This window comes from Lysinibacillus sp. RC46 (assembly GCF_041262385.1).
Classification (GTDB): Bacteria; Bacillota; Bacilli; order Bacillales_A; family Planococcaceae; genus Lysinibacillus.
This window is the reverse complement of sequence record NZ_JBGCCF010000036.1, coordinates 28,164-49,705: the sequence shown is the minus strand read 5'-3', so window position 1 is coordinate 49,705 and position 21,542 is coordinate 28,164. Positions and strand designations below refer to the sequence as shown.

At 33.8% G+C, this 21,542-nt stretch carries 24 protein-coding genes and 1 pseudogene; 8 read left to right on the top strand and 17 right to left on the bottom strand.

Annotated elements, in window-relative coordinates; translation table 11 throughout:
* Nucleotides 1-130 precede the first annotated feature (130 nt).
* The 3 genes from ABH966_RS23265 to ABH966_RS23255 all read left to right on the top strand — a co-directional run bounded on the left by ABH966_RS23265 (nucleotide 131) and on the right by ABH966_RS23255 (nucleotide 1,366).
* The gene (locus ABH966_RS23265; protein ID WP_370082621.1) at nucleotides 131-367 is read left to right on the top strand and encodes a LytTR family DNA-binding domain-containing protein; all 237 of its coding nucleotides are present in this window, start codon (nucleotides 131-133) and stop codon (nucleotides 365-367) included.
* A gap of 81 nt (nucleotides 368-448) precedes the next feature.
* Nucleotides 449-964, top strand: a complete 516-nt coding sequence (locus ABH966_RS23260) for a hypothetical protein (RefSeq protein WP_370082615.1) — start codon at nucleotides 449-451, stop codon at nucleotides 962-964.
* Nucleotides 965-979: 15 nt separating this feature from the next.
* Complete coding sequence (locus ABH966_RS23255; RefSeq protein ID WP_370082613.1) at nucleotides 980-1,366, top strand: DUF3021 family protein; 387 nt, start codon at nucleotides 980-982, stop codon at nucleotides 1,364-1,366.
* Between the two features lie 110 nt (nucleotides 1,367-1,476).
* Here ABH966_RS23255 and ABH966_RS23250 read toward each other — a convergent pair whose 3' ends face one another.
* Nucleotides 1,477-2,496, bottom strand: coding sequence for a DUF418 domain-containing protein (locus tag ABH966_RS23250; RefSeq protein ID WP_370082611.1), 1,020 nt, complete (start codon nucleotides 2,494-2,496; stop codon nucleotides 1,477-1,479).
* A 239-nt stretch (nucleotides 2,497-2,735) separates the two neighbouring features.
* Here ABH966_RS23250 and ABH966_RS23245 point away from each other — a divergent pair.
* Nucleotides 2,736-2,852 (top strand): annotated as a pseudogene (locus ABH966_RS23245) (RNA-guided endonuclease TnpB family protein); the annotation flags it as partial.
* A 109-nt stretch (nucleotides 2,853-2,961) separates the two neighbouring features.
* Here ABH966_RS23245 and fic read toward each other — a convergent pair.
* The 8 genes from fic to ABH966_RS23205 form a co-directional block, all read right to left on the bottom strand.
* Nucleotides 2,962-3,564 (bottom strand): protein adenylyltransferase Fic, encoded by a 603-nt coding sequence (fic, locus tag ABH966_RS23240; RefSeq protein WP_370082609.1) that lies wholly within the window; start codon nucleotides 3,562-3,564, stop codon nucleotides 2,962-2,964.
* A 201-nt stretch (nucleotides 3,565-3,765) separates the two neighbouring features.
* On the bottom strand, nucleotides 3,766-5,004 hold the full coding sequence (locus ABH966_RS23235) for a HAMP domain-containing sensor histidine kinase (RefSeq protein ID WP_370082607.1): 1,239 nt from the start codon (nucleotides 5,002-5,004) through the stop codon (nucleotides 3,766-3,768).
* A gap of 1 nt (nucleotide 5,005) precedes the next feature.
* A complete protein-coding gene (locus ABH966_RS23230; RefSeq protein WP_370082605.1) occupies nucleotides 5,006-5,704 on the bottom strand; it encodes a response regulator transcription factor in 699 nt (232 codons plus the stop codon).
* 85 nt (nucleotides 5,705-5,789) lie between these two features.
* Nucleotides 5,790-7,769 carry an ABC transporter permease gene (locus tag ABH966_RS23225; protein WP_370082603.1) on the bottom strand — a complete coding sequence of 660 codons (1,980 nt, stop codon included), beginning with the start codon at nucleotides 7,767-7,769 and terminating at the stop codon, nucleotides 5,790-5,792.
* A gap of 2 nt (nucleotides 7,770-7,771) precedes the next feature.
* Nucleotides 7,772-8,479 (bottom strand): ABC transporter ATP-binding protein, encoded by a 708-nt coding sequence (locus tag ABH966_RS23220; RefSeq protein WP_370082601.1) that lies wholly within the window; start codon nucleotides 8,477-8,479, stop codon nucleotides 7,772-7,774.
* Nucleotides 8,480-8,743: 264 nt separating this feature from the next.
* The gene (locus ABH966_RS23215) at nucleotides 8,744-8,911 is read right to left on the bottom strand and encodes a hypothetical protein (protein ID WP_370082599.1); all 168 of its coding nucleotides are present in this window, start codon (nucleotides 8,909-8,911) and stop codon (nucleotides 8,744-8,746) included.
* A 49-nt stretch (nucleotides 8,912-8,960) separates the two neighbouring features.
* The gene (locus tag ABH966_RS23210) at nucleotides 8,961-9,632 is read right to left on the bottom strand and encodes a lipoprotein BA_5634 family protein (RefSeq protein WP_370082597.1); all 672 of its coding nucleotides are present in this window, start codon (nucleotides 9,630-9,632) and stop codon (nucleotides 8,961-8,963) included.
* Nucleotides 9,633-10,271: 639 nt separating this feature from the next.
* Nucleotides 10,272-11,363 (bottom strand): CotH kinase family protein, encoded by a 1,092-nt coding sequence (locus ABH966_RS23205; RefSeq protein ID WP_370082595.1) that lies wholly within the window; start codon nucleotides 11,361-11,363, stop codon nucleotides 10,272-10,274.
* A gap of 233 nt (nucleotides 11,364-11,596) precedes the next feature.
* On the opposite strand from ABH966_RS23205, the gene ABH966_RS23200 reads away from it, so the two are divergent.
* Entirely contained in the window at nucleotides 11,597-12,115 is a 519-nt protein-coding gene (locus ABH966_RS23200; protein WP_370082593.1) for a CotG/ExsB N-terminal domain-containing protein, read from the top strand.
* A gap of 1,066 nt (nucleotides 12,116-13,181) precedes the next feature.
* On the opposite strand, the gene ABH966_RS23195 is transcribed toward ABH966_RS23200, so the two are convergent.
* Nucleotides 13,182-13,550 carry a hypothetical protein gene (locus tag ABH966_RS23195; RefSeq protein WP_370082592.1) on the bottom strand — a complete coding sequence of 123 codons (369 nt, stop codon included), beginning with the start codon at nucleotides 13,548-13,550 and terminating at the stop codon, nucleotides 13,182-13,184.
* Complete coding sequence (locus ABH966_RS23190) at nucleotides 13,522-14,007, bottom strand: hypothetical protein (protein ID WP_370082590.1); 486 nt, start codon at nucleotides 14,005-14,007, stop codon at nucleotides 13,522-13,524. Before ABH966_RS23190 ends, ABH966_RS23195 begins: the two co-directional genes overlap by 29 nt.
* 496 nt (nucleotides 14,008-14,503) lie before the next feature.
* On the opposite strand from ABH966_RS23190, the gene ABH966_RS23185 reads away from it, so the two are divergent.
* A complete protein-coding gene (locus tag ABH966_RS23185) occupies nucleotides 14,504-14,626 on the top strand; it encodes a hypothetical protein (protein ID WP_370082588.1) in 123 nt (40 codons plus the stop codon).
* 191 nt (nucleotides 14,627-14,817) lie between these two features.
* Here ABH966_RS23185 and ABH966_RS23180 read toward each other — a convergent pair whose 3' ends face one another.
* Complete coding sequence (locus ABH966_RS23180) at nucleotides 14,818-15,315, bottom strand: S4 domain-containing protein (protein ID WP_370082586.1); 498 nt, start codon at nucleotides 15,313-15,315, stop codon at nucleotides 14,818-14,820.
* A 349-nt stretch (nucleotides 15,316-15,664) separates the two neighbouring features.
* Nucleotides 15,665-16,675 carry a quinone oxidoreductase family protein gene (locus ABH966_RS23175; RefSeq protein WP_370082584.1) on the bottom strand — a complete coding sequence of 337 codons (1,011 nt, stop codon included), beginning with the start codon at nucleotides 16,673-16,675 and terminating at the stop codon, nucleotides 15,665-15,667.
* A gap of 157 nt (nucleotides 16,676-16,832) precedes the next feature.
* On the opposite strand from ABH966_RS23175, the gene ABH966_RS23170 reads away from it, so the two are divergent.
* Nucleotides 16,833-17,339 (top strand): MarR family winged helix-turn-helix transcriptional regulator, encoded by a 507-nt coding sequence (locus tag ABH966_RS23170; protein ID WP_370082582.1) that lies wholly within the window; start codon nucleotides 16,833-16,835, stop codon nucleotides 17,337-17,339.
* A gap of 162 nt (nucleotides 17,340-17,501) precedes the next feature.
* Here the strand turns inward: ABH966_RS23170 and ABH966_RS23165 are convergent, their stop codons facing one another.
* The gene (locus ABH966_RS23165) at nucleotides 17,502-18,962 is read right to left on the bottom strand and encodes a sensor histidine kinase (protein ID WP_370082580.1); all 1,461 of its coding nucleotides are present in this window, start codon (nucleotides 18,960-18,962) and stop codon (nucleotides 17,502-17,504) included.
* Nucleotides 18,955-19,617, bottom strand: coding sequence for a response regulator transcription factor (locus ABH966_RS23160; protein WP_370082578.1), 663 nt, complete (start codon nucleotides 19,615-19,617; stop codon nucleotides 18,955-18,957). The genes ABH966_RS23165 and ABH966_RS23160 overlap by 8 nt, the downstream gene beginning before the upstream one ends.
* 341 nt (nucleotides 19,618-19,958) lie before the next feature.
* Between ABH966_RS23160 and ABH966_RS23155 the strand changes: the two genes are divergently transcribed.
* Nucleotides 19,959-20,111, top strand: coding sequence for a hypothetical protein (locus tag ABH966_RS23155; RefSeq protein ID WP_370082576.1), 153 nt, complete (start codon nucleotides 19,959-19,961; stop codon nucleotides 20,109-20,111).
* 385 nt (nucleotides 20,112-20,496) lie between these two features.
* Here ABH966_RS23155 and ABH966_RS23150 read toward each other — a convergent pair whose 3' ends face one another.
* Both ABH966_RS23150 and ABH966_RS23145 read right to left on the bottom strand, forming a co-directional pair.
* Nucleotides 20,497-20,811 (bottom strand): hypothetical protein, encoded by a 315-nt coding sequence (locus tag ABH966_RS23150; protein ID WP_370082574.1) that lies wholly within the window; start codon nucleotides 20,809-20,811, stop codon nucleotides 20,497-20,499.
* Between the two features lie 44 nt (nucleotides 20,812-20,855).
* Nucleotides 20,856-21,542: an ABC transporter ATP-binding protein gene (locus ABH966_RS23145; RefSeq protein ID WP_370082572.1), complete on the bottom strand. Its 687-nt coding sequence runs from the start codon at nucleotides 21,540-21,542 to the stop codon at nucleotides 20,856-20,858.

The window sequence follows — 21,542 nt, the reverse complement described above, 5'->3', positions numbered from 1 at the left end:
GTCATAGGGCATTCACCTCATTCAGTATGTTAGTTTCGTCGCTACCATTATACCGAATTTGGGGAGGTGCCCGTTTTTTATTGTTTCAGAACCCCTGATGCTAAAGGGATTAGAATTATGAAATTAACTCATTTTTGAAACAAAAAGCCCTTTATATAAATTGGAGCATGATCTTCCCAATAACTTCATCAGAATCTCAAAAACGATCCTGATTAATATTCATTTTTTAAATAAATTTTCGGTTAAACCTAACGGTAATCTTGAAGCAATTCTATCGAATGAAGAGAAAGTAATTGTGTCAAGAAAATATGTATCTTCTTTGAAAAAGACACTAACAAGATATTCCAAAAGCCCACTTATGTATTGATTTTCACCACATATGTTTAGACGTATTTCTTTATTCCCTCTTTGATGCCATTATGAATAACATCAAAGGAGGCAATAAAGAATGTATAACATCATTAGAGAAGTAGTTTTAAGAACGCCATTGTCAGTATGGATATTATTAATTATTTTAACAAAAAGAGGTATCGCTATTTCCCAGGAAAGGCCAATCAATTTATCTAAAATGTTTTTAGTTCCTTTCATATTTATGATATGGGGATTTGAAAAAATGATCTCTCAATTTTCTCACTTAGAAATTTGTTTGATTAGCTATTTCTTTTTCATATTTCCTGGGACTTTAATTGGTTATTTGTTGTACAAAAAATATCAAATGTTCTTCAAACAGGAATCAGTAATCATCAGAAAGAAGTGCTATCTTCCATTAATCATTATTCTAATAAATTTTTTAGTGAAGTATCTCTTAAATGTAACTTTAGGCATCTCGCCATCATTTTATAATGACCTTTCATTTAATATCATTTATTCTGCCATAAATGGACTATCTATCGGACTTTTCTTCGGAGGAATTCTTTATACATATTATGTACAAAAAGAATTAAACAAGCCTATCTTATTTTGAGAGGAAGACATTTCGTTGCAATTAAAAAACAGACTATTTTCAGGTTTAGGCACTGGTGCATTTATTTATATGATGGTTTTACTATCGAGAAAAAATATCATTTCTTCAGAAGCTGAGATTATTAGTGTATTCATAATCTCAGCTTGCGCAGGTATTTTTACAATCATTTTTGACATTGAAAAAATGAACTATTTGTTTGCTTTAGTCATTCATTTTATCATGATGTTTCTAGTAGTCTTTTCTATATCTTTATATAACAAGTGGTCAGATCATTTTCTAAGCGTAGATTTCCTTGGTGGTTTTTTATTACTCTATTTGTTTGCTTGGATCATAACACTGATTAAGACTAAAAAAGAGGCGAATGAACTCAATTCCTTACTAAAACAGATAAGAAATTTTTAAAGGGATGCATTGGGTCACATTTAGTCTAGTGACCCCTTAATGCCCTATCACGCAAACGAATATAAACTTAAACTTTGTTTTTTCAGCATATTTTACGGTAATTAGGTAAATCAAGCTTCATTAAAACTCTCTTTAATGATTTTTTTCTTATTCGGAACTTTCGCCCAATAAGTAAAGTATCGTAATAACAATTCAACTGGCCCCATTTTAAAATACTTTAACCATACTATACTAAAAGTAATTAAAATAGCGTGGATTAAGAAACACACTATTAATGAATGAATAGGTGTCATACCAATTAGGAAGCTAAATACAATTAGTAAGGCACTTTGCGCAAGATAATTTGTTAAAGACATTTGTCCATAAAATTTTAATGGAGATAATATCATTTTTGCTCTATCCCATTGTAAAATAATAAGGAAACTGCTCATCATCATAAAAGGAACAATATAATCTTCTAGCATTTCTGTTCCTGCAGGAGTAATGTCAATTGACAGCTTTATATAAAATAAAGATACATAAGTACAAATATTAACTATAAAAAAAACCGAAATATACCTTAATCTCCCATGCATATTTTCAAAAAAATTAAATTGCCCCATCGTAAAACCTAGCATCATCGGTGCAAACCATTTACTTATGTTGGATAGTAAATCTAGCCATACTATTCTCTCACCATAATACGGTTGATAAAAAGCTGTAACAATAGATAAGGCTATTAGTGAAATCGTTATTATTAAGTTGTTCCATTTACTTCTTTTAAAAAATATTGCCATAAACAGGCCAAGTACTGCATACACCATTAATACATCGGTAATCCCTGGCGGTGCATATAATGTATGAATCAGTCCTAGTACAAATAAAAAACCGATTCTGCGGAAATACAAAAGGTATCTATTGTTTATTTTTTGTTTGGATCGATTCATAAAAAGATAACACCCAAATCCAAATAAGAAGAATAAAATAGGGTAAAATTCCCTGTTGAATATAGAATATAATACTCCGTGTAATTCATTATAGTTGGACGAATCCATAACCTGAAAGCTATTCACAAGAAGTACCCCCAGCAAGGCAAACCCTCGTAAGTAATCCATAGTGTCTATTCTTTCATACGTATTTAATTTATTCATTCAGAATCTCCTAATAGAAAACTATATTTTTTAGCATTAATACATAAAAAAGCTACTGTTTTTTTCATTTTGCCAGCTCCTTATTTTTGATACTTTAAACATAAACGTTATTTTTTGATAAATGAATGACTGTTCCCTTACAATATGACTTTTAATCTTACTAAATTGTAAAACTTGATTTTCCAAACGGGAAAGCCTACTCCTTCAGGTGTGGGATGTGAGTGAGGTCGGATACGGTTAAAAGTGTGTTTAAGAAAGTGAAGAAAAATAAATACAAGGTTGTTCCTGTGTTAAAGAAGCCAGTGTCTTTTCGGAATAACCAAAACTATTCTTTTGATTTCGCGCACATTTCAATCAAAGATACCTAACATCTTAGTTTTAATCATAAATAAAAGGAGCTATTTAGTTAGCTCCTTTTTTGCCCCTATTAAAAAGTAAAAAAGGACTGAATTTCAGCCCTTTCTATTATAAATCTTCTATATCATATTCAGTATATCCCTCATAATAGTAGCTAATATCAATACCCATCATGAAAACTTCACGGCTATTAATTTCATCTAATAATGCTTGTTGGAGCAATTGCTTAATTTCAACGTCTCTAATCGGACTACGTTCCATCGCCAACAAGTAATCTTCCTTATCAATCTTATTCCATTCAACAACCCTTTGAAGTTCTTTTTTAAAGATTAAATCTAGCCAAATTCTAGTAGCTCTACCGTTCCCCTCTCTGAAAGGGTGAGCGATATTCATTTCAACATACTTTTCAACAATTTCATCAAAAGTTGTTTGTGGCATCGTATCGATATGCTCTAAAGATGCTCTAAGATACATGATTGGAGCAAATCGGAAATTCCCTTTTGCTATATTGACCTCTCGAACCTTTCCAGCAAAGAAATAAATATCCTCAAATAGATAGCGATGAATTTCAGAAAGACCCTTGAAAGTGCCTACTTCTAAGCTATTTATTTTCCCTGAATCGTATAACTCTTTAGCTTTCTTCTTTGAAAGCCGTTCTTCTGTTCGATTCAAATCAAGTTGATTTGTGATACCTAATTTATTTTCAAGCATCGTCATACTCCCCTTAATTCTTTTTTAATTTTCGCACTTTCTAGAAAGTATAAGCAAATTATGACTGCCTACAATATTGCAGCCATAAGAGATATTTCTTTGTATGATTGTTTTTGATTATAGCATAAATAGCATAGATACCAGCTATAGCACTAAAAACGAAAATAACCCATGAGATTATTGTAAGTATACTCATTCATTCTAAAATTTTATGAAGCTTATTGTAAATTTTGTATAGGCATTTTTCTCACTTTCAACTTTTATTAAGGCTTGATGCGCTTCAATAATTGCTTTTGTTAACGCCAAGCCAATCCCCGTCGAATCATGTTTTTTAGAACTACTTGCTTTGTAGAATCGATTAAAGATATGCGGTAATTCCTCAACTGCAATCCCCTCTCCAAAGTCTTGAATCACAAGTTCCGTATAAATGGGTGTATCTTTGAGTTGAAGTGTGATTTTATCACCATTTTTGGAATGCTCAATCGCATTCTTTAACAAGTTCACCAAAGCTTCTTGCATCCATAATTTATCGTGGAAAACTACTATTTCTTCCGGCTCATCCCAGTCAATTAACAAATCTTTTTCATTGATCATATTTTCCAAACGATTTAAAACTTCATGAATCGTTTCCACCAAGTTTAACGGCTCTTTATCAAATGTAATAGCTCTGGCATCAATTTTCGCGACTTTTAACAAGTTTTGAATCAAGACATTCATTCTGCTGATTTGAACTTCATTATTTTGCAATAATTGAACTTGCTGCTGACGGGGCAAGTCTTCATTCAATAACAATTCATTGTAGATGGATATCGTCGAAAGTGGTGTTTTTAACTGATGGGATATGTCTTGTAATACTTGACCTAAAAACTTCTTTTCTTCAAGCAAATCACTCATGCTTTTTCTAATAATATCTTTCATGGAACGCAAAGAAATTACTAGTTTGGCAATATCGCCTTCTTTATTTTCATTTATTGTAACCGAGTAATCCCCTTCGATTATTTTTTTGGCAGTCGAAGTAAGTTGTTTGATTTTATTGAAGAAAATAGTGTATTGTATGTAATTTGCCAAAAACAATAGACATCCGAAAATAATCAACCCCAAAAAAATTGATTGATTATGGCTAAAAATATTGTTATTTAAAAGTGGAAAAAGTTCTGTCTCCAAATCTTCATATAATCCATATTGTTTAAAGATTTCTCTTCCTTTTTCCTGATACTCATTGGAATCAGAAGAATTGCTTGTTAAGACTTTCATAATTTCTGCTTCATTCTCAGGATTTTGTTCAACCAATCTGGCGGTAATTTCCCCCCAGGTTGTAATCGAATCACTTTTTAAATGATCGTAAAATAGTTGATGTGTCATATACTGATAGATAATAAATAGAAAAAATAAAGCGAACATTATGATCATATAGCCTTTTATCTCAGTATTTTTTATCATGTTACTGTCTGTACACATCCTTATCCCAACGATATCCTAATCCTCGTTGGGTGATGATAAACTGTGGATTTTTTGGATTATCTTCGATTTTGTCTCTTAAACGCATAATATATACAGATAACGTATTTTCATCAAAAAATACTTCATCACCTTCCGTAATTTCCAGAAGAATTTCATCTCTTTTTAATACTTTGTAAGCATTCTTCATAAAAGTTAACAGAAGCTTATATTCTAAATTCGTTACTGGGACAAGTTCTTGATTTTTATAAACCTTGACTTGATTCATATCAATTTTTATATTCTCAGATGTTAAAATCAATGAAGCTTCTTCTAACTTAGTTTGTTTACGTAATTGCACTCTTACTCTCGACATAAGTTCTCTAACTCGAAAAGGTTTTGTTATATAATCGTCTCCACCAATATCTAATCCCATTACTACATTCACTTCTTCGTCAAGGGCGGTTAAGAAAATAATAGACATGGCATCGTTTTGTTTTTTAAAGTGCATGCATAGATCATAGCCATTTCCATCTGGAAGGTTGATATCTAATATAGCCAACTTAAAAATAGTATGATCAAACTGGTTTCTCGCTTCTTTTACACTAGAAGCTCTAATCACCTCATACCCTTCGTTTCTTAATGAAAACTCGATGGCTAAACCAAGAGCCTCATCATCTTCAACCAGTAATATTTTATTCAAAAATACCCTCTCCTTCCTCTAACTCCATATTAGCAGTTACCGCCAAATCAGAATAGCCTGACTATAAATAGCCAGGCCTTTCGTATTATTCTTCCCTTATCGTATCTATAATATTATCCTGCTGGATTCTTCGGAGCGGTAGCAAAACAGATAAATAACTAATGAACAAAGCGGCAGCAAACGTAATGAAACAAGCCTCATAGGGAATCGTCCATGCAACCTTCAAGACACCGGAGGCAGCCAAATAAATAATATATGAAAGTATGCATCCGAAGAAAATGCCTTGCAAGCTTCCAGAAAAACCATAAATCAGTGCTTCATAGATAATCATTTTTTTCAAATCCCTTTGGGACATGCCTATGGATTTTAATGCAGCCAGTTCTTTTCGTCTAATCATGATACTTATAGTAATCGTATTGAGGATATTTAAACTGCCAATTAAAGCAATGACCACAATAAAAGCATAGACAAGAATTTTGGTCACGAGAACGGATTCCTTCTTGGCTTTATTCTCTTCTAAGTGATTAACCACTGTAATGGAGTGTTTATTTCCAAAAGTCTCCTGGATGTCCTCAACAGTCGCGAGAGATTGAGCTGTATCCTTCAATACAATTTCAAAACTTAAGTCCTGTTCGTAAACTTCGGATACATTTTGAATTAACTTTAACTGATCCATAATTTGCAGGTTCTCAGAAGATGCTTGATTGTCATTTGGAAGATAGATTGTAAGATCCGATTTAGTGGAAGAATCGTTCATAAAATTGGATGAAAATGCGATATCCATCAACGATGAAAAAGTAATAAACAATACACTGCTTATAATAATTGATAAAATGGTAACCATATAACGATTTTTATTTCTTTTTACATTTTTCAAGGCCATGCTCAATGGGAAAGATAAAGGCTTTTTCAGAGCGGTATTCTTTTGTTTTTTGATTGCCTCTTTTTTAATTGACAGTCTGCTGCTGATTGCTAGCAATGGAGATATTTTGCCTGCAAAAAAAGCAGGGTAATAACTAGACGCTAAAACAGTTATCAGGGTAAGAAGCGAACTAATTAAAATTATCTTCCAATCGACATTGAATATCGAAATATCCTGACCATTTTCTAATACAATCAAGAAAATAGTTTGGAGAATAGCAAGTGCCAATAAGCTGCATACAATCCCAATTGGTATAGCGATGACAGCCAGCACAACAGCTTCTTTCATAACAATTTGTCTAATTTGCTTTCGCGTAGCGCCGATGCTTCTCAGCAAGCCAAACTGCTTCATCCGCTCTACGACACTGATTTGAAAGGCGTTATAAATGACAACAATTGTAGAAATGACAACTATACTGACAACAATAACAAGAATGGCCAGGAGCGATTGATCCGATTCCGGTTTCAAAGCTTGAATCAATTGAGTATTAATATCAATGTTATTGTCTTCAGTCATTGATTTAAGTTCGTCTAAAACCTCGTTAAAGTCTGCTTTCTCGTTAATTTCAATTAATATCCTTCCTTCTCCAATAGCAAACTCACTTTTATATGTTAATAATCGTCCCTCTTTATTTTTCTGTGTAAACTCACTATTATTCAGTAAACCAACCAGTTGATATGTTTTTCCATCCAGTTCAAATGAATCACCGATTTGAAGATCTTTTTTTATATAAGATAGTACCCAGGAATCTACAGCTGCCTCATCGTCATTGGTTGGTAATTTGCCATCAAGAAGGCTATAGGTTAAAAATTTCAAGGCGTCATGATCCGCGAAATTCATTTTCACAGAAACATCTCCTACAGGAACGATGTCTCCCTTAGACATTAAACCAAACGATTCAATTTGGGGATTAAATTTGACTTTATTTAAAAGCTCTTCGTCATAATCTGAAATACCTACATGAAAAGAAACTCCGCTTAACTTCTTGTTATTCTCAATATGGGTAAGTTGTGATCCTTTCATAAAGAGGCCAATCGTTGAAATTAACGCTACAGAGAGTATGATGCCAACCAAGGTCAAAATAGTTCGTTTCATATTCTTCTTTAAATACCTGGTACCTAATTGCTGATAACTATGAATCAAAATCATTGTCCTCCAGTCTGAAACTTTTTCTCAGTCAGTCGCTGATCAGAAATGATTTTACCGTCTTGTATTGTGATGATCCGATCCGAAGCCGATGCTATCGTTAAATCGTGAGTAATCATGACAATGGTTTGATTGTATTTTTTTGCCGTGAATCTTAATAAATCCATCACTTCTTTCGTATTTCGAGTATCCAAATTACCAGTAGGCTCATCAGCAAGAATCAAATGCGGACGATTAATAAGCGCCCTGCCAATTGAAACCCGTTGCTGTTGCCCTCCAGATAGTTCGGAAGGCAAGTGATTCATACGTTCTTGAAGCCCAAGGATATTAATAATTTCATTTAGATATTCCATATCTATAGATTCACTATCCAATAATGTAGGCAAAGCAATATTTTCCTGGACATTTAATACTGGTATCAAATTAAAGAATTGAAAAATAAACCCGACTTTTCTTCTTCTGAATATGGAAAGCTCATCATCTGTATATTTATAAATATCACTGTCCCCAATGAACACCTTTCCTGAACTAGGGTGATCCAACCCACCTAAAATATGTAGTAGTGTACTTTTTCCAGAACCAGAAGCACCGACAATTGAGACGAATTCGCCTTGCTGAATTGAAAGATCAATCCCTTTTAATGCATCTACCCTGTTATTACCTTCCCCGTAACTTTTCACTACATTTTCCATACGTACAACTTCCATATAACCCAACCTCTCCTCAATCAATTATGCCTCGGATTAATTGCGTCTAGAATCGGCTTTGTGCTTAGGTCTGCGTGAGGACCGACACGATGTCGGTCATTTCGGTAATGCCACAGGACGTGGCGTTTTTACCGATGCAGGTCAGTTAGCCGTTATCGCATGGATGCGATGATTTTAGGCTAACATCCTTTATTAACTCCTATCCGATTCTGTGACATCCGCCGGAGGCTTTAACTTCTTTCAGTAGCTGATGCTTTGCTTTCGCTACCAAAACATTTGTACCTGCCGCTTCGCTTTCGCTACATAAAACATTTGTACCTGCCGCTTTGCTTTCGCTACATAAAACATTTGTACCTGCCGCTTTGCTTTCGCTACATAAAACATTTGTACCTGCCGCTTCGCCTGCCGCTTTGCTTTCGCTACATAAAACATTTGTACCTGCCGCTTTGCTTTCGCTACATAAAACATTTGCTGAAAGAAGTTAATCTTGTATGTCTACAAAATTTACTTTGTCTTCGCTATCTGGATAGACGCTCTCTATTTCTTTGAAAACTTGGTTTATCTTTTCTTTATCTTTATAATCGAATTTACTACCACCATTTAACTGAAACAATGTGAGCATAGACTCAGAATCGGCTAATTCATCATAAGTTTGGTCATTTAGAATAACAAGATCCTTGGGAATATATCCTATCCATGCTTGATGTTTAAGATAATGTACAGGTATCATTTGTCCATTCAAATCTATTTGGTTAAATTCCATATCCCCATCGCTATAAGAATAGAACAAATTCAGTGAACCGGGTAATTCTTTAATTTCATGAACAGGTTCTGAAATGATAGACGTACTGTTTGGATCTTTTCTCGCCCTAATAATTCCTTTCTTAACTAATGGTTCAGCAGTAGTTTTGTTAATAACTGCATACTTTAAATTTGATTCACCTTTTTTTGTTACTATGAACTTCATTTTGTAGTCAACTGTTTGTTTAGTTATATTTTTATACAACTGCTTAACTTTATTGACATCCTTTTCTGTGCCGATCACTAAAATTCCATTGACTGATTGTGGTGGACCTTCAATAAGACGTTTTACTCCAAATCCTATACCAATAAAAATGGCGATAACTAAAACTAAGCCTATAATTTTTTTCATTTTTTTATTTCTCCTCGTTTACTTGATGTCTAAATTATAGACTAGATATTCTTTATAATTGAATAACTGTTGTCTAACTATTTATCTTCTATGTATATTAGAAAATGTATTTATTTTTTGCAGGAGGAATTAAGATTGAAAGTGCTATTATAGATACTAACATCCTTAAGCCACTAAAAAGTTTTACTAATATCCAAACATAAAAGGCATACTTCATATCGTTTTATTTGATAAAGAGTTTCCTTCATCCTTTATTTAAGGGCAAATGCAAAAAACTCCATTTTGAAAAAAATTTAATCAAAATGGAGTTTTATTAAATTTTTATAAACGGTACGACTTTATTTTCAATTCACGGGTAGAGGTCGTATAAAAGCAAAAAAAATTGATGTGGTTATTCAGGGTACGGTACAGTTTAGTTGAAGAAAGGAAGCTAAAATGACTTCACTATTACACGGGATAACCTCCGTGTAACTCGCTTAGCTGATGAACTAAAACTAAAATTAAATAATATGACCACATAAGAAGAACACCACTTAAACGATTTTACTATATTTATAGTACAGATAATTGTGTGCTAATTCAAGGGACAACAACCCTCTTATCACATGGAAAGAGGGTTTTGTAAGATGATGTAACAACTTAATCTAATGAATCTAATTTCCCTCTTATATATTTCGCCCGTGCTTCAATATAATCCAATATATACTCTGGTTCCTTATCAAATAAATGGATATCGTCTTTTTTATAAGGATCTTTTTGAATATAAGGTCTTATTAAATTATGCATACCTTGTATTTTTGGTTTCAAATAGTTTACATTAAATTGGTTGTTTAAAATAACTTTTAGCAAGTTTTTGTATTGACGTCGAAATGTTTTTACGTCGAGAATTCTTGCGGTAAGCGTATTAAATCCTTCGATTCGTAAATAGTCTTCCTCCATCACTTTCCCGTTTACATCCCTTCCCCATGTTGCATCGTAATCCCACGGGATGACTTCGAATTGCCTAGTTTCGCTATTTTGGTATAATGCGTAATTATGAACAAAACCATCAAAATTTTGGGTGAAAACAGCGCCAGCCAACCAGCTAAGATACTGATTAACATTGAAGTATTTCACAATTTCATTTTCAAATTCTGCCCTTGAAATGGTATTAATTTCAATAATCATTTTTTGTAAATGAAATTCATCTTGTTCTGTCCCATATTTTAGTTCATAGCCAGCCTTAAGTGATTTCTTTACTTCTTTGTCAAGATCACTCATCAACGAAAAGTTAGCATCGCCATCAATCGCATAGAATATTGGCCCTTGCGGTAGTTGTCGATTCTTAAGGAAATACTCATCCACTGATTCTAATTCCAAATAAAGCCCCTCATTTTTCCCATTCAATTTCATATTTACAAATTGGGACTTTGGCGATAAGCACCCTATTTCGTTGAAAAAATCGAGCGATAGTTTATTTCTTAATAGAGAAGGATCATTATATTCTGCGTTGATATGAATTTCTTTAGTATTTCTATACGTACTTGGCTTATTAAACGAAATGTGATACGACTTCTTTCGAAAATCCCGGATATGGTTCCCACGATAGGCGATATCAATATCATACTTTCTTTTGTTAATCGTTAGCTTGGCAGCGATAGGATCGTCACACCATATATCTTTCCTAAGTTCAATTAAATCTAAAGGATGAATAAAAAGATGATATTCAGGTATTATTGTGCCGTTATCCACGCGAATTCTTTCCTTTCATTTTTAAATTATTCGTATTAAAACAAAATGTAAGATTCCACAAAAAGATATAGAGTTTATATTTTCCTTTCGAAAACTATGTGATTGACTCTAACGTCTTTAGTGCAACCTCATATATTACGATTAGGGAAAGAATGTGCAGAGGCATGGGTTTGATTCTTTTTGAATAAGGAATCTACCTTCTTTCTCTAATAAAGTTGAAAGGAGGTTTGAATATGTCACTTATACAGAATGCAGTAGAAATGGCTAACAACTCAGGGTTAGGTCACTTCATGCACCAAGATCCTATTAGTAACGAACGATGCACGAGCAGGAGACGTCGTACTTCGCGAATCCAGCGACGCTCTAGCAAGGTATTTCATCCTTCACGAAACCAGCGTCGCACAAGTAGAGTTCGTCGTACTTCGCGAATCCAACGACGCACAAGCAGGGTTCGTCGTACTTCGCGAAACCAGCGTCGCACGAGCAGATTACGTCGTACTTCGCGAAACCAGCGTCGCACGAGCAGATTACGTCGTACTTCGCGAAACCAGCGTCGCACGAGCAGATTACGTCGTACTTCGCGAATCCAACGACGCACGAGCAGATTACGTCGTACTTCGCGAATCCAACGACGCACGAGCAGATTACGTCGTACTTCACGAAACCAACGACGCACGAGCAGATTACGTCGTACTTCGCGAATCCAACGACGCACGAGCAGAAACTCCTTTTGGAATGACTTATTTTTTTAAAAACTTCAGGTGATTTTCCGCTATCTGAAGAGTATGACACTTAATGTTATTCAATGGACTATTGAGTGCGTCTGTATAAAAAGTTAACTAGTCTTACTAGTTAACTTTTTATATGTTATTCCTATCGAAGTCCAAGGTTGAAAGAAAAGTGAAAGGGACAGCTGGGGTGGGTTCCGTCTGATCTTTTCTTTTATGTATATTCTTCGGGGTGAATTGTTATCGTTGTGTATTACATAGCATCTATCAGAATTGTTTAACCGTCACGGGATCCTCCTATTCCTTTGTATCTATGAAAACCGGGAAACATTTGATGTCCTATATTAAAATGCATTGAATTTAACACTTTTCACCTCCATTCTGAGGATTTAGTAAAGGATATGTTTAATTAATGAAGAGGCTTAGACTAAGACCCATATTTGAGATCTTTGCATGGTTTGTATGTAATGATTTTGGAATGTTCCTCAAATCGCTACCTATATAACTACTCTCCAATTGGCATCTAGAACCAAGTATTCATTACCATGTCTGTTGTTATGTAAACTAAAAATATATGCGATTTCGATTATAGTTGAAAATTCTTCCTGAACGAAGGGGCAGCATTCCTGTAATAAATAAAACTAAAGAAGATATGCATATAGAAGAAATAAATGAATTATTACACTTAAACTCCAATGAAAGAACTTTTCCTGTGGTGAAGTGCTTATTTTTGCGCTTCATGGATGGCTAATGGTGGCTTTATTCCTTACATACACATTCGTTAATAAACCACTTCATGTTTTATATATATTGGATTAGCATGTGTTGCAGCATATGTTCTGATGTGGCGAAATCTTAACTTGATCTTGCAATACCCACTACTGCAATGACGCTAGTAGCTACCATAATTTTCCATACAACTTAACTAATTAGTAATAACGGTGTAATGTACTTTTTGCAAGTTGCTATAGGCAATACTCAACAAAAGAGCCTGAGTCGATTCAACCTCAGGCGCTTAACATAAATAAAAGAGTTTTAATACATAGCATCCGTCTTTGCGAATTTATCTAGCACCAAATTTAGAATACTATTAATGATAAAAACCTGCGGCAATTTCAAGTGCTTTTAGTGGCTCTTTGATTGAATCAAGCGTATAGACAAGTTTTTCGTCCTGCCAAACAATTGTATTTCCTGATTTATAAACATCTAAGCGCGCAAAACCATTTTGTTTTGGAATAGGAAGCATATGTGTTTCTAAAAATTGGACTGCCTGTTTAGCAAGCTTCACACCTGCTTCTGGATTGTCTGTTCGTGTATGTGTCGCTAATGCCCATCTTCCCACATTCCAACCAGTCCATAACGAACCCGCTCCAGCATCCTGATAACCTTTAATGTTATAGCCAAGATCAACCTTTTGACCACCATTTTGACTAAAGTTCTGATATAAAATTTTGCTCATTTGCTTCTTTAGCATTCGGATATTGCTTTACTACTAGTCTTGCAATAATCATAGCTGTCTGTGAATTGTTAAGCTTCTTATCATTGATTGGCAAAACCTCTTTACTTTCAAAAAATTGTACTTCAACTTGATTAGCTTCTTTCTTCGTTGTTGCCGTTAAAAATGTACCTTTTGTTATCGGAAGCCCTTTTGGTAAAATTATAGGTAAATTAGTTTTAAGCTGGTCCTTAATATTTTTTAATGCCCCAGCCTGTGTATTAGATGCTACTGTGTTTCCCGTATTTGTTTTGGACGGTTCCTGCTGTTTTTCATGTGATGGACGCTCTTCTTCTTGTGGCTTGTTTGGCACGTTAAGTTGTTGTTCTTCTTGTGACTTGTTCACATGCTCTTCTTTATCAGAGCATGCACTTATTATACTGAAACTTAAAAGCATGAAAGTGAATAGTATTTTTTTCATGGCATTAGCCCCCTTCAATTTTTCCCTATCCTTAATCAACTAAAACTTTTTGTTATTTTAAACTTTTGGCCAAGCATATCGTAATACTTATCCTTTGCGGTAAGAAAACTAAGCTTACCTTTTATTTTCAAGCCAAGAAAAGCAGCTTTGTCATCAATTAATCTATTAAACACTGAAGTTGTTAGATTTTTTTAATTCACATTTTTACCTCCTAAAATTATGATTCGGTTAGTAGACGCGAATTATTACAATAAGTTTCATCGTTTTTCAAAATATTCCAATTTAAGGATAATCACTGATACCTCGGCATATTACGCCCGGAATCGGCTTTGTACTTAAGCCGGCAAATGTTTTTTGTGCGGAAGCGAAGCCTCAACAACAACACGATGCAGATCAATTAGATAAAACTAAATCTATAATTTTTTTCATTTGATTTCTCTTCTAATACTTTGATGTCTGAATTATAGACAAGTTTTCCTTTACAGGTGAATGACTATTGTCTAACTATTTATTATTCTATTCTAACTATTTCGTAAGAGTAGAGATTTACGGCTTACCTTTAGATTTAACTGAATTCCCGATGATAATCAGCGAGCAGTTGAAGTCGTTAGGTAAATAAACAAGGTTGTAAAAAAATTTAGAAAAAGTCGATCCTTGCTCCATGTAAACAATTGATATTGAACTATTCAAATAGCCATTAAGATTGAATGACTCTACCCTGTTACGATATCTCCTTCACTCAAACAAAAAGGTCACAACCGTGTAGGGAATGTCTCCCTTCACCATGTTGCGACCTTGAAAAAAATTTATTTAGTCAATGAAAATGGAAATACGTTCGCCCTTTGACAATATTGTACTAGGTTTAATGATTTGATTATTTAATTGAATCGTTCCATTTTCAATTTTCTTTATGATCTGTGATCGACTCCAATCCTCTATTTGGATTGCAAGCACTTTATCAATTCGATGTTTTCCAATCACATCATCTAATACAATGTGTATCACCTTTATTCCTCGTTCTACTAAGCTGATTATCGGAATCGTTGATAATATTGAAGATTCTTCTTTCTGCTCCTCAACTTCAGCCACATGCTCTGAGAACGTTTTATAAATAGCTAACTTTTTATTCCACGTATGATTTTTTTCGCATTTATATATTGCAAATTGGTATATATTTTTTCCGTTTGCGTTATGCCTTCGTACATTTGTATCCATAAAAACAGATAATTTCCCACACATTTTGCAGTGCTTCTTGACAGTTCGTTCTGGTATTTGAGAAAGCCTCCAGCGGAATGTAATATTTAACATTAATCCTTCACCTCTTAAGATAAAGGTACGCAAGCATCTATTTGGATATCTCGCAGTACAATGTAAAATTTATTGTATAAATAAAAAAGAAGATCCTACACAAGGACCTCCTGACGCATTGAGACTACAGGGTTGCTCGGTTCCTTTGTAATGAGAAAAATGGGCATACTACCCCCTTGAAAAAAACATTGTTTTTTTGAGGGCAATGCTATCCAGTTTATTGATCATCACAAAGTAAATGTTGGCATACGTGTTCTCCTGTATCCTTTCCATCCAAATAGATTTATCCTATATTACCATATAATTACACAAAAATACAAATGGAATACCCTATTTCATTATCAATTACTTAAGGCTTTAACAAAATTCGCCCAACCGAGTTTCTATCTTCCATTTCAGAATGTGCCTTAGCTACATCTTTTAAGGCATACACATGGTCTATTTTTATTGAAAAATCGTCATTTGCTACCCACTTTTGGAAATTCTCCATATATTCGGGCCAATATTTCATATACGGAAGTCCATTTGTTCTTGTTAAAAACAGAGATCCTTTTTCTTGAAGTTTCATTATATCAAGTGGCGGAACATATCCACTTGACTGACCATACATCACTAGATAACCTCCTAAACCAAGACTGTTCAAATTTGATTCAAAGGTATCCTTTCCAACCCCATCATAAACTACACGGACACCCTCTCCATTTGTTATTTCTCTTACTCTCTCAGGAATGTTCTCTTTTGAGGAAATCAAAACGATATCTGCACCAGCTTCAAGCACAAATTTCGCCTTTTCTTCTTTTGATGTTACACCAATTACTTTTCCTCCTCGAAGCTTCGCCATTTGACATATTAAACTTCCAAGTCCGCCAGCTGCTGCTTGAATTAAACACCATTCTCCTTCTTGGATAGGATAAGCTTTATGTGTAAAGGCATAGGCCAAAAATCCCTGTGTCAGTCCGGCTGCTGCTTGTTGATCAGGAATATCTATATTTATTGGAATCATTCTCTTTGCTGAAGAAATTACATGGGTTGCATAGGTTCCCGCGCCTCCACAGATTACCCTATCTCCAGGTTTTAAATGGTCAACATTTTCACCTACCGCTTCAACAACGCCCATACATTGACTACCAATCGTAATCGGCAGGTTACTATTGAAACCTGCTTCCTTTCCGTAAAATTTTTGCTTTATCAGGTCACCCCGTCGCATCTGAATATCAAGGAAATTCACAGAGGCAAACTTTACTTTGACGAGCGCCTCATCTTTACCTATTTCAGGGATATCAAGCCATTCTAATTGCATTTTTTCGGGACCGCCATATTCATAAATACGAACAACTTGCATCTTTTCTTGATCTCTCATTTTATCCTCTCCCCCATATTGTTTCCTAGAAACCATATTACCATTTTATGAATTAATGTCAATATTGTTTCTAGGAAACTTTGTGAGATTGCTTTTTTCTTGTATACTATAGAAACAGGCTTATTTCTTAATAAATTTATGAAAAGGTGAATAAACGATGTACGATAACACAGAAAAGGATGCTCTTGTTTTTCAAATCATTAAATTAACAGAGCAAATTTCGAAAAGATTTACAGACGGAGATGACGAGGAAAAACAGTGGATGGCCCAAAAGATTAAAAATCCAATTTTAAGACAACTTTTGCCGAATATAACGATAATGATGTTACATGTTTTAGAAGCAGTTGGAAAATTCGGGCCTGTCAATGGCATTACAATTTCCAAAGAAATGGAAATCCCAAAAGGAACCGTTTCAAAAATTACGCGCAAGTTAGAGAGTTTGAACCTCATAAAAAAAGAGCAGTTGCCCGATAATAAAAAGGAAATTCTCTTTTCTATTACGCCACTCGGATATGAATTGTTTGAGGTTCACAAGGACCTCCATGAGCATATAGAAAAGAATGTAATTCATTTTTTAAATAAATACCAATCTAATGAATTGGATTTTTTAACTAGAGTATTAGAAGATATCTTAAAACAGTCATTGGTTCAAATAGAGGAGTAAACTCCCCTGACTTCCCTTCCTTATGGCTACCAGAAACGATTATGCGGCTTGAGTCCTTTAGAATTAGGACTCAAGCCGTTTAAAACATCTTTATTATTCTCGTTGTCTAATGAAGCAGTTCAGTGCCTGGTTATGTTGATAGAAAATTCCTCTATTTACGTCTTAACCTTTACAATCGAAACGAGGTATATGAACTAAAAATTGAACGCCATTTTCGATATTACTTATTGAACAGGTGACAGATAGAGCTTCAAAAATTTGTTTTACAATATATAGACCTAGTCCGCTTCCACCTGTATTTCGATTCCTTGACTTTTCGATTCGATAAAATGGCTCGAATAATTGTTGGATTTCTTCTTCTTTAATTTTAACACCTGTATTAATCACTTTTATTTCAATCTGACTTTCTTTTGAAAGCTCAGTTACCTCTATAAAGACAGTTTCTCCTTGCGGTGAATACATAATCGCATTATGAATTATGTTTTTAAAGGCTTTTTCTAATAAGTCATGATCTGTACGTATATTCATGTAAGAAGAAATTTGTTTTATTATCTGAATGTCTTTTTTAGAAGCAAAAAAACCGAGATCTTTCGTTATTGCATCAAATAATTCTAAAAGATTAACTTCTTCCAATTGCAGTTTAAAGGTATCTTGTTCAAGCTTTGACATACTTAAAATTTCTCGAACCAATTGCTCCATTCTCTCGATTATTTCGTGGTTTTTTTCTAAATAGAAGTCTCGATTTTGATAAGGACCGATATTATAAATCATCCCTTCTAAATATCCCTTCATCACAGTGAGAGGAGTTTTTAATTCATGTGCAACAGTTGCGAAAAATTCTCTACGTTTTGTTTCGATTTTTCGTTCTCTTTCAATATCGTCTTTTAATTGCTCATTTACTTTTTGTAGATCTTGCATTGTTTGTTGCAAATTATTCGACATTTCATTCAAGCTACTGGATAGTTCCTCTAATTCGTCATTTGAACGAACTACAATGTTTTCGGAAAAATCCAGGTTCGCCATCTTTTGCGCCCCCTCATTAATGTAGATGAGAGGCTTTGTAATGAACCTTGAATATAAATAGGCACTCCCCAATCCAATAACTACTACAATGATACTTATAAAAGGTAGAAAACGTACTAAGACCTGCGACGCTTCATCAATAGGTTGAAATGTTGCGAATACAGTAACCGTTAAATTACTTTCATCTAGAAATTGAATCGGCAAAGTAACAAAATATGCATTCTTAGGTGTTTCTTCATTCTGTATTAATGCAGTTTTTGCAATTGCATTCGGTGGTTGCGAAATTCCCTGCATCAAAAAATTAGGCGAATATATAATAGTTCCTTCTTTAGTTTGTAGGTAAATGAAGGCATTGTTATTTTTGATGTAGTCGTCAAAAAGCGGTATCGCATTTGTTAATGTTAAATTTTTAGAATTATGGATTATTTCCTCTATTCCCGATTGGAGCTGATTAGTTTTATATTGTTCATGAAATGTTGGAAGGAAGAAATATAAAGTTAAATAAATCAAGACTGCAAAAGATAACAAAATGAGAGAAGTGATCATAAAGAGTTTATAGGTTATTTTTTTCATCTTCATGATGTTAACAATCCTATTCATCGATTTTGTATCCAATACCCTTTACTGTTTTAATGTAGGGTATATTTAATTTTTTTCTTAAATTTTTTATATGTGTATCAATCATTCGTGTTTCTCCTGAATAATCATATCCCCAAATTTTTTCAATGATGATTTCTCTAGTAAGCACCTTCTTTTCATTATGAAGTAGTAGTTGTAGAATTTCGAATTCTTTTGTTGTTAATGGTACTTCAATCTTATTTACAAAGGCTTTATATCCATCACGATCGACATTTAGTTCATTAAAACTTAAATGATTCTCCTTATTATTACAATAACTTCTTCTTAGAACCGCTTGTACTCGTCTAATCAATACATGAAATGAAAATGGTTTTGTTATATAATCGTCAATCCCTAGATCAAAACCTTTCATTTGATCTTGTTCTTCTTCTAAAGCTGTTAACATAATAATTGGAATACTTGACTCACTACGAATCATTTTGGCAACTTCAAACCCGTTAAGGTTGGGCATCATTACATCAAGAAGAATTAAATCAAACGATTGTGTATTAAATCGCTTCATTCCCTCTAACCCATCTGATGCAACCTCTATGGAATAATTTTGTGTCATTAAAAACTGTTTAATTAATTCTTGAATTTCTAAATCGTCTTCTACTACAAGAATATGATAGTTCATCGATAGATCCCCCTTGTAGCCATTATAACCGTTCAATTTGTAGTTTATGTGAAGATGCCTCACCTTTTAAAATTATATTAGACAATCTCATTTACAAATATGGAGGTTCTTTGCGACTTTGTTTTGTAACATCAATGTGATTACCACAATCGACTGGAAGGAAAGCTTTTGAGTTTAATTTCTCTACATAAACACCTCAATATCTTCACACAAATACCAGATTGGTCATGTAAATTAGTTGTTAGGAAGAAAATTGATACTTTCAACAGGATGGGCACGTCTAGATTTATATGTCTATTCAACAGTTTTCTTTCAACTTATTCAACTAAGGAGAAGCTTTTATGTATAAAATTGATCTACGTCCATTGATGTTATTGGCCGTTTTTACATTGTTATTGTGTTCGTGTTTAACATACGTATCGCTTAAAGCATTAGGAGCAGAGGATATCTTCTTTAAGAGTATGAAGTCACTTATCAATATGATTAATGATTAAAAACTCTTAAAAACTTTATTAATATGATAATGATAATAATAAGAATCCATTTTGAAAAAAGATGGATTCTTATTTTGTAATTTAAAGATTTATTTATAAAATTAATAAGGATTATAATTCCAGCCTTTATCATAGATTTTTATACATCCTCCTTCATTGCTTTCCTACCGATAAGGATATTGTCTTTTTAAGAGCTTCAATTCTAAAAATCTCTACTGGTAGATTTCTTAGAGAAATTTTGATTAAAACAAAAAGTTCCCCCTAAGATAAACATGTTTTAATCTTCACCTGTTTATCCTAGGGGAAACGTTATTTATAACCGATATTTAGGAGGCAGTTCATTTCTACCTGAAGGTAAATCTGTCGGGCCACGCATGCAAGAATTTCAAATAGGAGATGTAGAACCTTGTATCATATCTTCTTCTGAATTAGATGAGAAAGGATCCCGCTGATCTGGTGTACGTTCACCTGGTTTTGATGTGAACTCCTCCCACTGCTCTGGCGTCATTTCTCCTCTTGGATTTGGAGATTCCCACTGCCGCTGATCGGGAATCTTTTCTTCTGAATACGTGTTTTTGTCTTGAAACATATTGGTTTCATTTTGATCCGAGTCACCACCTAAATTCGCCAAATTTGCAAATAAACCAATTGCTATTCCGATAGATACTAAGCCAATGGATGCTGCTATTTTTGTCCACATTTTTTCCACTCCAATTTTAATATTTGACTTCACATTTTTACAAACTATTTCTTCTTCACATTTTTACAAACCAAATTTCGTTGTTCAAGATAAACTACCTTATCAGACTGTTTAGCGACTTCCTGGGAATGAGTGACAACGATGATACATTTATTTTCTTTATGCGCTAGTTCTTTGAACAATTTTACAATTTCATCCGAAGTTTTCTCGTCTAGATTACCAGTCGGTTCATCCGCAATTAATAAATCTACCTCACAAGATAATGCACGGGCTATGGCTACACGCTGTTGTTGACCGCCACTAAGCTGTAAAACCTTTCTTTTTGCTTCGAGTTCTGACAAGCCTACCATTTCTAATAAATCAAGAGCTCTTCTCTTTTTATCTTTTATGTTAACCCCTGTAATTTCCATTGCCGTGACGACATTTTGAAGAGCCGTCATATACGTAATCAGATTATAAGATTGAAAGATTATTGAAACATATTTATTTCTATATTTATCTAAACCAATTTTCCGTATATCTTTTCCTTTGTAGAGCACATGTCCTTCTTTAGGGTTATCTAATCCACTTGCTAAAGTAAGTGCTGTTGTTTTTCCTGAACCTGATGGACCTAAAATGCTATAGAAACATCCTGTTTCAAAGGTAAAGTTAACATTCTCTAATAAAGTGTTCTTCCCATTATTACTTTGATAATAGTAATTTAAATTTTTAAATTGTAATATGATGTCCAT